Source organism: Anaerostipes sp. PC18 (genome assembly GCF_039789045.1).
In the GTDB taxonomy this organism is placed as follows: Bacteria; Bacillota; Clostridia; order Lachnospirales; family Lachnospiraceae; genus Anaerostipes; species Anaerostipes hominis.
In genome coordinates, this window is sequence record NZ_CP121164.1 from 1,747,737 (window position 1) to 1,763,564 (window position 15,828).

General features: G+C 43.0%; 16 protein-coding genes. 15 read left to right on the forward strand and 1 reads right to left on the reverse strand.

Translation table 11 applies throughout. The features are described from left to right. The first annotated feature begins 238 nt into the window (after positions 1 to 238). The 15 genes from P8F77_RS09475 (at position 239) to P8F77_RS09545 (ending at position 14,762) form a co-directional block, all read left to right on the forward strand. A complete protein-coding gene (locus P8F77_RS09475) occupies positions 239 to 3,337 on the forward strand; it encodes a UvrD-helicase domain-containing protein (RefSeq protein ID WP_287520343.1) in 3,099 nt (1,032 codons plus the stop codon). 154 nt (positions 3,338 to 3,491) lie between these two features. Continuing rightward, positions 3,492 to 3,956 carry a ribosome maturation factor RimP gene (gene rimP / locus P8F77_RS09480; RefSeq protein ID WP_009289623.1) on the forward strand — a complete coding sequence of 155 codons (465 nt, stop codon included), beginning with the start codon at positions 3,492 to 3,494 and terminating at the stop codon, positions 3,954 to 3,956. Positions 3,957 to 3,974: 18 nt separating this feature from the next. Next, entirely contained in the window at positions 3,975 to 5,063 is a 1,089-nt protein-coding gene (gene nusA / locus P8F77_RS09485; protein WP_270430514.1) for a transcription termination factor NusA, read from the forward strand. A gap of 18 nt (positions 5,064 to 5,081) precedes the next feature. Next, entirely contained in the window at positions 5,082 to 5,351 is a 270-nt protein-coding gene (locus tag P8F77_RS09490; RefSeq protein WP_024727560.1) for a YlxR family protein, read from the forward strand. After that, positions 5,341 to 5,655 carry a ribosomal L7Ae/L30e/S12e/Gadd45 family protein gene (locus tag P8F77_RS09495; protein ID WP_034549372.1) on the forward strand — a complete coding sequence of 105 codons (315 nt, stop codon included), beginning with the start codon at positions 5,341 to 5,343 and terminating at the stop codon, positions 5,653 to 5,655. Before P8F77_RS09490 ends, P8F77_RS09495 begins: the two co-directional genes overlap by 11 nt. Positions 5,656 to 5,669: 14 nt before the next feature. Continuing rightward, positions 5,670 to 8,006, forward strand: a complete 2,337-nt coding sequence (infB, locus tag P8F77_RS09500) for a translation initiation factor IF-2 (protein WP_024727558.1) — start codon at positions 5,670 to 5,672, stop codon at positions 8,004 to 8,006. Positions 8,007 to 8,029: 23 nt separating this feature from the next. Further along, on the forward strand, positions 8,030 to 8,380 hold the full coding sequence (rbfA, locus tag P8F77_RS09505) for a 30S ribosome-binding factor RbfA (RefSeq protein ID WP_034549369.1): 351 nt from the start codon (positions 8,030 to 8,032) through the stop codon (positions 8,378 to 8,380). Between the two features lie 11 nt (positions 8,381 to 8,391). Then, the gene (locus tag P8F77_RS09510; protein WP_024727557.1) at positions 8,392 to 9,336 is read left to right on the forward strand and encodes a bifunctional oligoribonuclease/PAP phosphatase NrnA; all 945 of its coding nucleotides are present in this window, start codon (positions 8,392 to 8,394) and stop codon (positions 9,334 to 9,336) included. A gap of 8 nt (positions 9,337 to 9,344) precedes the next feature. Next, positions 9,345 to 10,235, forward strand: a complete 891-nt coding sequence (gene truB, locus P8F77_RS09515; protein WP_287520350.1) for a tRNA pseudouridine(55) synthase TruB — start codon at positions 9,345 to 9,347, stop codon at positions 10,233 to 10,235. A gap of 10 nt (positions 10,236 to 10,245) precedes the next feature. After that, positions 10,246 to 11,178, forward strand: a complete 933-nt coding sequence (locus tag P8F77_RS09520) for a bifunctional riboflavin kinase/FAD synthetase (protein WP_287520353.1) — start codon at positions 10,246 to 10,248, stop codon at positions 11,176 to 11,178. A gap of 107 nt (positions 11,179 to 11,285) precedes the next feature. Next, entirely contained in the window at positions 11,286 to 11,906 is a 621-nt protein-coding gene (locus P8F77_RS09525; RefSeq protein ID WP_024727554.1) for a cytidylate kinase-like family protein, read from the forward strand. Between the two features lie 537 nt (positions 11,907 to 12,443). Next, a complete protein-coding gene (locus P8F77_RS09530; RefSeq protein WP_024727553.1) occupies positions 12,444 to 13,070 on the forward strand; it encodes a TetR/AcrR family transcriptional regulator in 627 nt (208 codons plus the stop codon). Positions 13,071 to 13,191: 121 nt separating this feature from the next. Then, the gene (locus P8F77_RS09535) at positions 13,192 to 13,908 is read left to right on the forward strand and encodes a methyltransferase domain-containing protein (RefSeq protein ID WP_148458748.1); all 717 of its coding nucleotides are present in this window, start codon (positions 13,192 to 13,194) and stop codon (positions 13,906 to 13,908) included. A gap of 417 nt (positions 13,909 to 14,325) precedes the next feature. Then, complete coding sequence (locus P8F77_RS09540) at positions 14,326 to 14,517, forward strand: DUF4177 domain-containing protein (protein ID WP_003434344.1); 192 nt, start codon at positions 14,326 to 14,328, stop codon at positions 14,515 to 14,517. Positions 14,518 to 14,549: 32 nt separating this feature from the next. Further along, positions 14,550 to 14,762, forward strand: coding sequence for a hypothetical protein (locus P8F77_RS09545; RefSeq protein ID WP_347256442.1), 213 nt, complete (start codon positions 14,550 to 14,552; stop codon positions 14,760 to 14,762). Between the two features lie 32 nt (positions 14,763 to 14,794). Here the strand turns inward: P8F77_RS09545 and P8F77_RS09550 are convergent, their stop codons facing one another. Then, positions 14,795 to 15,088 carry a hypothetical protein gene (locus P8F77_RS09550; RefSeq protein WP_270430526.1) on the reverse strand — a complete coding sequence of 98 codons (294 nt, stop codon included), beginning with the start codon at positions 15,086 to 15,088 and terminating at the stop codon, positions 14,795 to 14,797. Positions 15,089 to 15,828: the final 740 nt, after the last annotated feature.

A 15,828-nucleotide genomic window follows, 5' to 3' on the forward strand; every position in this document is an offset into this window, starting at 1 on the left:
CTTATTCCATAGGAAAGTTCTTCGAACCTCCCTATGGAATAAAAAAGCCCTGCGGGCAAGTATGCACACAAATGCGTAAGGAAATCATTTGACTGCGTCAAATCGCATTTGGCGCACAAAGCAGAACGAGTCCCTCATGATTGAGGGATTTAGGGAGTTGAAGCGGACTTGTCCGCTTTGTTCCATAGGAAAGTGCGTTCTATGTAAGAATAAAACACTACGAAAGAAGGAGAATACGATGTACATTGCAGATTTACATATCCACTCCAGATATTCCAGGGCTACAAGCAAAGAGTGTGATCCGGAACATCTGGATCTCTGGGCCAGAAGAAAAGGGATTCATATTGTAGGAACCGGTGATTTTACTCATCAGGCATGGAGGGACGAGTTACAGGAAAAATTGGTGCCTGCGGAAGAAGGCCTGTATATCCTGAAAGATGAATTCCGGATAAAAGACGGGATCGCTCCGGACGGCCAGAATCCGCGCTTTGTCATCACCGGAGAGATCAGCTCTATCTATAAAAAGAACGGAAAGACAAGAAAGGTCCATAATCTGATCCTTCTTCCGGGACTTGAAGCCGCAGATAAAATTTCCGCAAAGCTCGAGACCATCGGCAACATTCATTCCGACGGCAGGCCGATCCTCGGTCTGGACAGCCGGGATCTCTTGGAGATTCTTCTGGACATTTCTCCGGATGCGGTACTGGTGCCTGCCCATATATGGACTCCTTATTTTTCACTGTTCGGAGCCTTTTCAGGGTTTGATACGATCGAGGAGTGTTTTGAAGACTTAACGCCTCATATCCATGCGTTAGAGACAGGCCTGTCCTCCGATCCTCCTATGAATTGGAGGCTTTCGGCACTGGACTCCTTCCAGCTGATCTCAAACTCAGACGCCCACTCTCCGGCAAAACTCGGCCGGGAAGCCAATCTCCTGAACATTGAACTTTCCTATTCGGACCTCACGAGAGCCATCCAGACCGGACAGGGGATGTACGGAACGATCGAGTTTTTCCCGGAAGAAGGAAAATATCACTTTGACGGACACCGGAAATGCGGTCTTGTGCTGACTCCGTCAGAGACAAAGGAATATGGCGGGATCTGTCCGGTCTGCAAAAAAAAGATCACCATCGGAGTCCAGCACCGGGTAGAGCAGCTGGCGGACAGGCCGGAAGATTATCTCCGTCCTGATGCGAAGCCCTTTGAGAGCCTTGTACCACTTCCGGAAGTCATTGCGGCATCTACGGGAATGTCAGCCGGCGGAAAAAAAGTGAATGCCCAGTTTGAAAAAATGCTCTCGGAGCTTGGCCCGGAGTTTTCTATTTTAAGAGAAGTACCGCTTGAGGATATCCGGCACAGTGCGGGAGCCTGTGTAGAGGAAGGAATCCGACGTTTAAGACGGGGAGAAGTCCGCCGCGACCCCGGATATGACGGAGAATACGGAAAAATCCATCTCATCGAAAAGGACGAGATGGACATCATTAACGGCCAGATGACGTTTTTTGATTCTCTGGGAATTGCCGCTGCAGCCGAGCATGAGAAAAAGAAGAAAAAAATCAGGCCTATGAAAAAAGAACCAGTCATGGATGCAGACGTCCTTAACGTCAGAGATACAGGGATCAACGAAGAACAGCAGGAGGCGGTCGCTGCTGAAAACAGGCCTGTTGCGGTCATCGCAGGACCGGGAACAGGAAAAACGAAAACCCTGGTAGACAAAATAGCTTATCTTGTGAAGGAGCGGAACGTGTCTCCGGCTCAGATTACAGCTGTCACATTTACAAACCAGGCGGCAGCAGAGATGAGAGAGCGGCTTGCCAAGAGGCTTGGAGGAAAACGTGCTGTCAAAGACATGACCATCGGAACCTTTCATTCTATCTGTCTTCAGCTGCTGAAACAGCAGGGTGAGGACATTATTCTTGCCGATGAAGCAGAACTCCTCGAAGCCGCCAAAGAAACACTGACCCGTTTAGATTCAGACAAAAAGCCAAAGGACTTTTTAAAACAGATATCCAATTTTAAGAACAATGTACAAATGGAAGAATGCCTGACGAAAGAGGAGGCAGTCTGTTTTCAGGAAATTATGAGTGAGATGGGTCTTACAGATTTTGACGACCTGCTCCTGAATGTGCTTTCACAGACAGAATCACCGGTTTTACAAAACTCACAGTTTTCTTATCTTCTCGTAGATGAATTTCAGGATATTAACGACATTCAATTCCGTCTGGTGCTTTCCTGGAACCAAAACGGAAAAGAATTATTTGTCATCGGAGATCCGGACCAGTCTATCTATGGCTTCCGGGGTTCTGATTCCAGATGTTTTGCACGGCTGAAAGAAGAAGTTCCGGACCTGTATGAAATTTATCTTAAGAAAAACTACCGGTCAACACCTGAGATCGTGGAATCTGCTCTTCAGGTGATTAGCCGGAATCCGGGAAACAAACGCTGTCTTTCGGCCGTCCGTGAACCCGGGAAACCAGTCCGTCTGGTCACTGTCTCAAATGACTGGTCCGAGGCCATTTTTATTGCAAAGGAAATTAACAGGCTCACCGGCGGCATGGATATGATGGATGCCCAGAATTTTGCTGTAAAAACGGAACATCCCAGAGGCTTTGGAGAAATTGCCGTATTATACAGAACCCACCATCAGGCCAGAGCCATAGAAAAATGTCTCAGACAGGAGAGTATTCCATGCGTCATCACAGGCCAGGACAGTTTTCTTGAGGAGGACAAGGTAAAAGGTACGACTTCATTCTTTCGGTTTCTTCTCGATGAAAAGGACACGAAGGCTCTCCAGATCGCACTGAGCGCTTTTCCTGACTGTGGAAGCCTGGAAAAAGAATTCAAACAGCTTCTAAAAAAGGAGTCCCCCGGAAAGATTTTAAAGCTCTGGATGGAAAAGAACGGTCTTTTGGAAGATGAATCCCTTCTCTGCCTGTACAAGATGACTCTGTTTTATAACGATATGGCATCCTTTTTGTCTAATCTTTTGCTGGGAACAGAAGGAGACTTAAAAAGAAGCGGTGAAAAGGAATATACGTCGGATGCCGTCACCCTGATGACTCTCCACGGGTCCAAAGGACTGGAATTTCCGGTCGTGTTCATCGCCGGCGCAAAACAGAGCAGCATACCGCTGGAATCACCTGTTTATCCTGCGGATAAGGAAGAGGAGAGGCGTCTGTTCTATGTAGGGATGACCAGGGCAAAAGAAGAACTGATCCTGCTCACGAGAAAAGAATCTTCTGAATTTCTTGCGGACCTGCCGCAAAAGTATACGGCAAAAGAAACCGCAGGAAAAGAACAGCCTGAGGCTACCCAGCTGTCGCTGTTTGATCTGTGATTTCATTCAAGATTCAAGATAAAAACAAGATTCCGACACAAACCCTTGTATTCTGTAAACGAAAGTGTTATAATTATCAATAACATAAAGCTTAACTTAAAGAGTGGACGTAAGTCCACTCTTATTGTTTGCGCAGAAAAGGAGGCAGGGCAACTTGGCAGGAAAAGCAGAGATTGAACAGAAAACAGAAGAACTTGTGACACCGATCATCGATGAAAACCACTTTGAACTTGTTGATGTGGAGTATGTAAAAGAAGGTGCCAACTGGTATCTGCGGATTTACGCGGATAAAGAGGGAGGCATCAGTATCGATGACTGTGTGCTGATCAGCCGGGCACTGGAGGCCAAATTGGACGCCGATGATTTCATCAAAGACGCATATATTCTGGAAGTCAGCTCCCCGGGACTCGGAAGACCTTTAAAAAAGGAAAAAGACTTTCAGAGAAGTATCGGGCAGTCTGTGGACATTAAATTATATAAGGCCATCGACAAACAGAAAGAGTTTACCGGTATTTTAAAAGAATATTCAAAGGAAAGAATAATTCTCTCGATCGACGGCACCGATCAGGAATTTGAAACAAAAAGTGTGGCATCCGCCCGTTTATCATTAGATTTTTAAAGGAGGACAACAGAAAAAATGAGTGAATTAATTGATGCATTAAACCAGTTAGAAAAAGAAAAGCATATTGATAAAGACGTCATTATGGAAGCGATTGAAAATTCCCTGGTTGCTGCATGCAAAAGAGACTTTGGAAATGCAGACAATGTGGTGGTCAATATGGACCGAGAGACCGGAGATATTGTCGTATATGCAGAAAAAGAAGTCGTGGAAACCGCAGACGGGGAAGATTTTGACCCGGCGCTCCAGATCAGTCTTGCCAAAGCAAAAGCAATGGACCCTAAATATGAGCTGGGTGATATCGTCCGCGTGGAGATTACTCCGAAAGATTTTGGAAGAATTGCTGCTATGCACGCCAGAAGCGTCATTGTACAGAAGATCAAAGAAGAAGAGAGAAGAGTTGTTTTTGACCATTTTTACTGCAAAGAAAAAGACATTGTCACAGGCGTGGTACAGCGCTATGTCGGCGAGAATGTCAGCGTCAGCTTAGATGACAAGACAGATGCACTCCTGATGAAGTCCGAGCAGATCAGAGGCGAAGTATTCCAGCCCACGGAACGGATCAAACTTTATATCGTAGAAGTAAAAGACACCAACCGCGGACCCCGGATCTTAGTGTCCCGTACACATCCGGATCTTGTAAAGCGCCTTTTTGAAAAAGAGGTAGCCGAGATCCAGGACGGCATCGTAGAGATTAAGAACATCGTCCGCGAAGCCGGTTCCAGAACAAAGCTTGCCGTCTGGTCCAATGATCAAAACGTAGATCCTGTCGGCGCCTGCGTCGGTATGAACGGTGCCAGAGTCAACGCGATTGTTAATGACTTAAAGGGCGAAAAGATTGATATCATCAACTGGAATGAAGATCCTTGTGTCTACATCGAAAATGCGCTGAGTCCGTCTAAGGTTGTATCTGTATCGGTAGACGTGGAAGAAAAAAGCGCTCAGGTTGTCGTTCCGGATTACCAGTTATCACTGGCTATCGGAAAAGAGGGTCAGAACGCAAGGCTCGCGGCAAGGCTGACCGGCTATAAAATCGATATCAAGAGCGAATCTCAGGCTGAGGAGGAAGAACTCCTTTCAGAAGAATCTGAATATATTGACGAATAAAATTTAGGATGTGATCGTATGAACAAGAAAATTCCGATGAGAAAATGCATTGGATGTCAGGAATCAAAAGCGAAAAAAGACCTTGTGAGAATGGTGAAGCCCAAGGATGGAGATATCTTCATCGATCCCACCGGAAAGTCCAACGGACGCGGCGCTTATATCTGCCGTTCTCTCTCCTGCCTGAAAAAAGCGAGAAAGTCAAAGGGTCTTGACCGTTCTTTTAAGACGTCGATTTCCGAGGAAGTCTATGACGCGCTGGAAAAGGAGATGATGGATCTTGACTCATAAAATTCTGTCTCTTCTCGGATTGGCAGCCCGATCGAGAAATCTGGTAAGCGGAGAATTTGCGGTAGAAAAATCTGTGAAATCCGGCCATGCATATCTGGTCCTTGCGGCCAAAGATGCTTCCGAAAATACGAAAAAGATGTACCAGAATATGTGCGAATACTATCATGTGCCGCTGTATTTTTTCAGTGACAGAAGCGAACTGGGCCACGCCATCGGAAAAGAATTCCGTGCGGCGGTAGCTGTAGAAGATCAGGGATTTGCAAAGGCCATTCGCGGGAAACTCGAAAATAGTAAAATTGAATAATGGAGGTGCAATCTATGGCAAAAACTAGAATCCATGAGATAGCAAAGAAATATAAAAAACAAAGCAAAGAAATCATAGAAATTTTGAAAAAAAATAATGTCGAAGTAAAAAACCATATGAGTACGGTAGAAGATTCCCAGATCGCGGTCATTGAAAAGGCTCTTGGAGTAAAAAAGGAAGAAAAAACGACGAAAAAAGAGAATAAACCAGAGAACCGCCAGGAAAAGCCAAGGAATCAGCAGGGGAGAGACCAGCAGCGCGGCAACAGGGGTCAGCAGAGACCTCAGAATACTCAGAATCAGAACCGTGCCGGTAAAAAACCGGAAAGGCAGCCGAAGGAAAAAGAAGTGGGTCAGAATCAGGGAACTCATAAGAAAGTCCTGAAAAAAGAGAATCCTCAGAATTCTCAGAAATTCTCCAATAATAATAACGGACAGAATGGGAAGAATAAAAACAATAAGTTTAACAAAAAGAACAGAAAGAACAGAAACAACAAATTCAATAATAAAAACCAAAATACACAGAAGAAGAAAAAGACAGGACCAGGTGCTTTCATCAAGCCGGATCCAGTAAAGAAACCAGAATATGATCCAAATGAGCCAGTAAAGATTCCTGAGCTCCTCACTTTAAAGGAGTTTGCGGAAGCGATCCATATTCCTGCAAACGATATCATTAAAAAGCTTCTGATCTCCGGAGGCGGCCTTGTGAACCTTAACACGGAATTGGATTTTGAGCGTGCAGAAGAGATCGCTTTAGAGTATGACCGCATTGTGGAATTAGAAGAAACTGTGGATGTCATTGAAGAGCTGCTTAAGGATGATGACGAAGAAGATACAAAAAATCTTGTGACCAGACCTCCGGTTGTGTGCGTTATGGGACACGTTGACCACGGTAAAACATCCCTTTTGGATGCCATCCGTTCTGCCCGTGTCACCGCAGGTGAAGCCGGTGGGATCACACAGCATATCGGTGCTTATACCGTACAGACGGACAACGGGACCATCACCTTCCTGGATACACCGGGACATGAGGCTTTCACATCCATGCGTATGAGAGGTGCCCAGTCCACCGATATCGCGATCCTTGTTGTAGCAGCAGATGACGGTGTCATGCCACAGACAATTGAAGCGATCAATCATGCCAAAGCCGCAGGTGTTGAGATCATCGTAGCCATCAACAAAATTGATAAAGAAAGCGCCAATATTGAGCGCGTAAAACAGGAACTTACAGAATATGAACTGATCCCTGAGGACTGGGGCGGAACAACGATCTTCTGTCCGGTATCCGCACATAGCAAAGAAGGAATCGACGATCTCTTAGACATGATCTCCCTGACCGCGGAAGTGCTGGAGTTAAAAGCAAATCCAAATCGTAAAGCGAGAGGAATCGTCATCGAGGCAGAGCTTGACAAAGGACGCGGCCCTGTGGCAACTGTGCTGGTACAGAAGGGTACCCTCCACGTTGGAGATGCCATTGCGGTAGGAAGCGCCCACGGAAAAGTCCGCGCCATGATTGATGATAAGGGAAAACGTGTCAAAGTGGCAGGACCGTCAACTCCTGTGGAGATCCTTGGATTGAGTGAAGTGCCGTTTGCAGGGGAAGTCTGCATGGCAATGGAAAATGAAAAAGAAGCCAGATCCACTGCAGAGAAGTTCATTGCCTACGGCCGTGAGAAAATGCTCTCTGAGACAAAATCACAGCTGTCACTGGATGATCTGTTTGACCAGATCCAGGCGGGAAGCGTAAAAGATCTGAATATCATTGTAAAAGCGGATGTTCAGGGATCTGTGGAGGCTGTAAAACAGAGCCTTTCCAAGCTTTCCAATGAGGAAGTCGCAGTCAAGGTCATCCACGGCGGAGTCGGTGCCATCACAGAATCTGACGTTATGCTTGCATCTGCATCCAACGCCATCATCATTGGATTCAACGTGCGTCCGGACCCTGCCGCAAAGGATGCCGCTGAGGGCGAAAAAGTAGATCTCAGGTTATACCGTGTCATCTACAATGCCATCGAAGATATCGAGGCAGCCATGAAGGGTATGCTGGAGCCGGAATATGTAGAGAAGGTCATCGGCCATGCCGAGGTACGCCAGACATTCAAAGCATCCGGAGTTGGAACTATTGCAGGTTCTTATATCCTGGACGGTGTGATCCAGAGAGGAAGCACCGCAAGACTTATCCGTGACGGAGTCGTCCTCCATGAGGGTGAGTTTGCATCCATTAAGCGTTTTAACGACGACGTAAAAGAAGTCAAGACCGGATTTGAATGCGGACTTGTACTTGAAAATTATAATGATATCAAGGAAGGCGATCAGATTGAAGCCTATATTATGGAAGAGATCCCTAGATAAGCCTTCTTGACAGGAGGAAAACAATGAGAAAGAACAGCATTAAGAATACTAGAATCAATGGGGAAGTACAGCGGGAGTTAAGCCGCATCATCAGCCGGGAGATCAAAGATCCGCGCATCGCACCTATGACTTCCGTAGTGGATGCCGTGGTCACTTCCGACTTAAAACAGTGCAAAGCCTATATCAGTGTCCTCGGTGACCAAAAAGCAAAGGACGATACACTAGCAGGCCTTAACAGCGCTGTCGGCTATATCCGAAGAGAACTGGCTCATTCCATCAATCTCAGAAATACCCCGGAAATCACTTTTGTTTTGGATGATTCCATTGAATACGGAGTGGAAATGTCAAAAAAGATTGACGAATTGAACAAATAGGAGAAGCGATCATGAATGAATTCATATCATCCATCGAAGCTGCAGATTCCATTGCCATCACCGGCCATATACACCCGGACGGTGACTGCATTGGGAGCTGTCTGGGGCTTCGGCAGTACATTTTAGATAATTTCCGCGGGAAATCTGTGACTGTTTATCTTGAATCACCGGCACCGGAATTCCGGTTTCTTTCCGGCGCCGGTTCTGTCAGACACGAGGCAGAAGTGGTCCGCTATGATTTGTTCTTTGTTTTAGACTGCAGTTCGCTGGATCGGATCGAACCGTTTATCTCCATGTATGAAAATGCAACAAAAACGTTTTGTATTGATCATCACATCAGCAGCAAAGGCATAGGACAGGAATATATCTTAAAACCCCAGGCCAGCGCCACCTGCGAAGTGCTGTATGAATTGTTTGACCCTGAACACATCTCACTGGACTGTGCTTACTGTCTGTATACGGGCATTGTACATGACACCGGTGTATTCAAACATTCCAATACGACAAAACAGACGATGGAGTATGCGGGAGATCTGATCTCCAGGGGGATCGACACTTCCAAAGTGATCGACGAGACCTTTTACCAAAAGACATTTACCCAAAACAGGGTTCTTGGACAGGCTTTATTAAACAGCTGTCTGTATGAAGACGGACAGGTCATCCTTTCCTATCTTACGGGCGAAGAGATGAAGCAGCTGGAAGCTGATTCCGGAGATACCAACGGTATCATCGACCAGCTCAGAGTCACAAAAGGCGTGGAGGCCGCAGTTTTTTTATATGCACTGGATGCTGACACATATAAAGTCAGCATGCGTTCCAACGGAAAGGTAAACGTGGCTGCTATCTCCGAAGAATTTAAGGGCGGAGGACATGTCCGTGCCGCCGGCTTCAGCATGAAAGCGGATCTGGCTGAAGTGACCGATACCGTTCTTTCAAGAATCCAAAAACAATTATAGAGGTGCTTATGATAAATGGTATCTTAAATGTATACAAAGAGCCCGGCTTTACCTCCCACGATGTGGTGGCCAAGCTCAGAGGCATCATAAAACAAAAGAAAATAGGACACACCGGTACCCTGGATCCGCAGGCCACCGGTGTGCTTCCCGTCTGTCTGGGCAAAGCAACAAAGCTCTGCGACATGCTCACCGACACAAAAAAAGAGTACCGGGCGTCGTTTTGCCTCGGATTAAAAACAGACACCGAAGACATATGGGGGACAGTCACTGAAGAGTCAGAAGTCAATGTTTCCGAAAAACAGGTTGAGGACGCCGTATTCTCGTTTGTGGGTGAATATGAGCAGGTGCCGCCAATGTATTCTGCCCTGAAAGTGGGCGGTAAAAAGCTGTATGAGCTTGCCAGAGAAGGCAGGGTGATCGAGCGTAAGACACGCCCTGTCACCATTTTTGAGATCAACGATTTGAGGATTGATCTTCCGGATATCCACATGACTGTGGTCTGCAGCAAAGGCACCTATATCCGCAGTCTCGGACGCGATATAGGGGAAAAGCTTGGATGCGGAGCCTGCATGACTGCACTGGAGCGCACCGCTGCCAGTGGTTTTTATAAGTCAGGCAGCCATACACTGGAAGAGATCGAAGAACTCATGAGGGAGAACAGGATCATGGAGGCGGTCATTCCTCCGGACCAGATATTTTCAGATCTTCCTGAACGCACAGTGAAAAAACAGCATGCCAAGATTTTGTATAATGGAAATCCGCTGAAAAAGGATTGCTTTACACTGCCTGTAGGCACAGAACAGCGTCTTAAAATCTATGATGAAGACGGCCATTTCATCGGGATTTATGACTGGAAAGACCAAAAGAGCATGTACTTTCCGGATAAAATATTTTACTGAAAGGAGCACTATGGAATACATACATCAAACGGAGAACTTTCAATTTCATAACTCTGTGGTAGCGCTTGGAAAATTCGACGGACTGCACAAAGGACATCAGCTTATTTTTGACGAGCTGTTGAAATACAAAAAACAGGGATATCAAACGGTTGTCTTTTCTTTTGACCGTCCCCCAGTCAATACCCTGAAGTCAGAAAACTATCATATGATTTATTCAAAAGAGGAAAAAGAACGTTTACTTGCAAAAAAAGGACTGGATGTCCTGATTGAACATCCTTTTACAAAGGAATTCTCCAAGCTCTCCCCCAGGGATTTTGTCACTGAAATACTGATCAAAAAGGTCGGAATGAAGATTCTAGTGGTAGGGGATGACTGCGGCTTTGGTTATAAACGCCAGGGCAACGTGGAACTCTTACAGGAAATGCAGAGAGAGTATGATTTTAAACTGATCGTGATTCCAAAGCTGGAATTAAACGGCGGCATTGTCTCCAGCAGCCGTGTCCGCAGTCTGCTTAAAGAAGCCAGGATTGAAGAAGCCAACCGCCTTCTTACCTCCCCGTTCCTCGTCTACGGTCCTGTTGTAAAGGGAAACCATATGGGCAAGGATGTTCTGGGAATTCCCACTGCCAATCAGATCCCGAATCCTGAAAAGCTGCTTCCGCCCAACGGAGTCTATGTTTCCAGGATCACCATCAAGGATCAGGTCTATTACGGGATCAGCAATATCGGAGTAAAACCGACCATTGAAGGTAAGAAACATATGGGCGTGGAAACCTATATCCTGGATTTTGATAAAAATATTTATCACAAACCTATTTCTGTGGAGCTTCTCTGCTTTAAGCGTCCGGAAATGAAGTTTGATTCATTGGAGCGTCTGTCAAAACAGATGAAGGAAGATGCTGATTTTGCCAGAGAATGGGTAAAAAAAGAAGGGCTTATGTAGTAGAAACCGTATAAAATACGGTATGCCCCTGGGTGTACTTTTTTCCCAAGATGCGGTATAATGGATGTAACTTAAATGAAGTTACTGAAAAGAAGGGAGCGGTTCATATGGCTACAAAAACGATTATTACGATTGAAAGACAGTACGGAAGCGGCGGACATTTGATAGGGAAAAAGCTTGCAGAGGATCTGAATATTCCTTTTTATGACGGGGAGTTATTAAAAGTTGCGGCAAAGGAAAGCGGAATCTGTGAGGAGATTTTTGAAAGCTTTGATGAGAAGCCGACCACGAGCTTTTTATATTCCCTTGTCATGGACCCATATTCTTTAGGATATAACGCCAATTCCTTTGACCTTCCGCTGAACCACAAAGTATTTCTGGCCGCATTTGACACCATCAAGGACATAGCCAGCAAAGGTCCATGTGTTTTTGTCGGAAGATGTGCCGACTATGCACTGGAGGATTTTGATAACTGCCTGAGTATTTTTATCCACGCTCCTTTTGAAGACAGGATCAAACGGATCGAAGAAGTATACGAGATCCCGAAAGCCAAAAGCAAGGAAGCTCTTCTAAAGAAGGATAAACAGAGGGCCAGCTATTATAATTACTACAGCTCAAACAAATGGGGCGATGCCAAAGCCTACGATTTTTGTATCAACAGCAGTCTTCTAGGCATTGACCAGACCGTGGATCTGCTCGAACAGGTCATCGCAGAAAAAGAGAAGTGATCAGAAATATTTTATGATTGCTCTGTACATTTTCCAATCATTTATTATCTAAGAAAGTCCGTGGGATATTCTCACGGACTTTTTTTGTCTAGTGCATCATATATTATAAAATTTTGAATTATATATCATTTTAGTATAAAAACGCAATACAAATCTGATTATCCGCTAAAACACAGTATCTATCAGCATTTTCAAGGAAACAAAAACATTAATTTACTACCAATGAATGAGCCTTGATACGCAAGTTTTTCTGGATATGTAAAGATATGGTACGGCACATCAGTATTGAAATAAGAAAAAAATTGAATATTTCATAGACTATGGAACGCCTAAAATGACGTTCCTTTTTCTTCAACAGTATTTTGCATAGAGAAATGTATGTAGGAAATATGGTGCAAGGCACAAAGCACCAGCGATTGAGAAATCAACCTGTGAACCAAAGGCACACTACATTTTATATTACTTGACAAGTAAACGAGTGTTTACTATAATGGTTTACAGAAGTAAACGTTCGTTTACTAAAGAAGGAGGTTGTAAATGTCTGACACAAAAGAAAATATATTAAAAATTGCACTACACTTATTTGCAGTGAATGGTTATGAGGCTGTTTCTGTTAGTATGATTGCGGAAGCCTTGGGAATGACAAAAGGAGCATTATATAAACATTATAAAAATAAGCAAGATATTTTTGACTGTATCGTAGAACGTATGTATCAAATTGATAATAAGCGAGCTAAGGATTATCAAGTACCAGAAAGCACAATAGAGGTAACCCCTAATGCATACAGAAATACAACTATTGAAAGTCTAATAACATTTACTCTTGCACAATACGATTTTTGGGTGACTGATGAATTTGCGTCTAATTTTCGCAAAATGTTAATACTAGAGCAATATAGAAATTTAAAAATGAATATGCTTTATCAAAAATGTCTTGTAAATGGTCCTATCAGTTATATAGAAGATATATTTAATGAAATGATTGAAAAAGGTGTTCTTCAAGAGTGTGATACAAAACAGCTTGCTATTGAATATTATGCGCCATTATTTCTATGGATAAGTGTAGCAGATGCAGTTGAAAATTGTTGGGATTTAAAAACTCAATTAACTACACACGTTAAACAATTTGTCAAGAAATATATTATAAATGAGAAAGTAAAATAATCCTTTATTCTGTCCTAAATGCAAATATAACTTTTTAATTTCAGCAGAGAAACTCAAAATGAATATTGTTATAAGTCACAAATATTAACTATTAAAATATTACAATAACGGAGATGAGAAAATGGAATATATTCGCAGTAAAAAATATTTTACACCCGACTTACAGACAAAAATTATGGGACCGAATCCTATAAAATTACAAGAGGAACTATTACAAAATCATAAAATCCCGTCTGGTAGCTATGTCTGTGACCTTGGAAGTGGACAAGGTTTAACTTCTGTATTTCTTGCAAAAGAATATGGATTTGTTGTTTTTGCAGTTGACTTATGGAGTGAGCCAAAAGAAAATGAAGAATTTTTCAAAAAAATGGGATTATCTTCTGCACAAATTAAATCTGTAAAAGCTGACGCCAATGAACTTAAATTTGAGAAAGAGTTTTTTGATGCTGTAGTAAGTACAGATTCATATAATTATTTTGGACGTGACCCTATATATTTAGATGAAAAATTGCTTCCATTTGTTAAGAAAGGTGGGTTTGTTTATATCACAGTTCCTGGCATGAAGAAAGATTGCCATGACAAACTTCCAGAAGAGTTATTGTTATCATGGACACCAGAAGAACTTGATTATATACATGATATAACATATTGGTCTAACATAATTAGTCATTGTAAAAAGGCAGATTTAATTTCAATATATGAAATGGAAAGTAATTCGGAAGTTTGGTCGGATTGGATAAAGCAAAATAATGAATATGCAATAAATGACCGTAAAGCAATAGAAGCTGGCGGTGGAGATTATCTGAATTTTATTGCTATAATTCTACAAAAAAGATAAATTCTTTAGAACCAGACACTATAATTTGCGTTCTAATATGTTTATCGATTGACATCAATAATTTTATCTTTGAGGGTAATGATTTGAAAACAGAAAATCGCTATGTCACAGCCTTGGTAGGCCATCGCGCAGCGATTTTGTTCAATCCCAGTTTGTAAAAGTCAATAAATCCAAAGATAAATTTGTATTTGAAAGCAGTGACCATAGCTACAGTTCTTATGAACCTTATTGTAACATCTGGGGCCATGACTATAAAGTAACTTATTAACCAATAGACAGAGAATGGATGAGCCAGCATTATGGAAGAAGAATCTTCGGAAAGGATGTTTAGAATTATCCTTCTGTCTAACAAAAAAAGAATAAGTCTGTAAGCTGTTTTTCTTGCTTACAAACTTATTATACGAGGAGTTTTGAAGAATGAAAAAATATGAGTATGTAGAAATTAACTATAATGCGAAAGGAGTTGTATTCCTTTGTACTGATAAACACAAAGAAATTATTGACAGTTACGCAAAAACGGGGTATCACTACGCAGGGTTTGTACCCACAGAAATTGACGCAAAAGGCTGTATGCGAAAGATAGATTTAATTTTTGAAAAAGAAGATTAACTTTATTTTAGGGAGTTGGTTCTAATGATAGGATTGAAAAACGAGATATTAAAAAAGCATTGAAAGCTGGTGCAAAAGCTGGCGGTTTATCGTATGCTGATGTACGAGCTGATATTGAAGCAACGATTGATGAAGCTATGAACAGCACAGATCCGGAGGTGCAGGCAAATTTTAAAAAGCTCTTCGGGAATAAACGCCCTATACCAGAAGAATATATTTATAAGATTACGAAGAAAAAAGTTTAATTTCTTTAATTAGTTTTGTAATAGAAAAGAACTCAACTTATCGCTTTAGGTGTTTGTCGTAGTTTTGTTGCCAAAATGACAGCGGAGAATAGGGACATCAAGCTGCCGTATACAAAAGGCTCATAAGCCCCGATTCCATCCCACAGAAGCCCAGCAATTACACTTGCAGGCAGCAAGGCAATCCCGGCAAGGGTGGAGTGCAGCCCCAGCATCGTCCCCTTTAACTGCGGCGGAGCAATTTCCGCGATGAATGCCCGTTCCACACCTGCTGTCATGGCAGTAAACACGCCATAAATTACAAAAATCAGAAAGACAGGTTTCCACAAGGAATCGCCAAAAGAGAAGCCGTCAGGTTATAGATGAAGTAAAGCGGGATGGTATTGCTGCTGTCAAATCCGATATCTGCGGCACGGAGCAGTAGAAAACTGTTTGAAGAATTATTGCACCAAATGGTCTGCAAGCTGGAAAATCACCATTTATTGTTACAATAAAAAAGCAACCACAATCTTTTATAAATTCATATTCCTTACTCATCATTGATTATGTATAATCCAATCATATCAGCAGTTCACCTTGCGGAAAGCCCGGCTGAAGGGCTCTGTGGAACTATATCCGTATTTCATTGCTAACTCTGCCACAGAAGCAGTTCCAGAAAGCAATTCTTCCGCAGCAAGTGTCATTTTTCTCTTGGTAATATGCTCGTTGACACTATGGTCGAAGACATACCGGAACAGCTTTTGTAGAGAAGAAAGAGAAACGCTGGAAGCTTTGGCGATATTCTCTTGCGTACAATTGTCCGAAATATGAAGCGTACTACACGTCAAACCGCCTAAATATAGGCGTGGCAGGAGAAAATCTATGCTCCTGCCGATACATATCTATTTTTATCCTTATCGAGTGTAAATCAAGAGCCAGACGCAAAGACGCAGAGCCGATAATTTATAGGTTAATGTAACTTGTAGATTGTCGGCTCTTATTTGTTTCCTGCAAAGCACATTAACAAATAATTCTTAAAGAAACATCGCTAAAAGGAAAATAGGGAAAATAAGAAGCTGATTACTTCTTA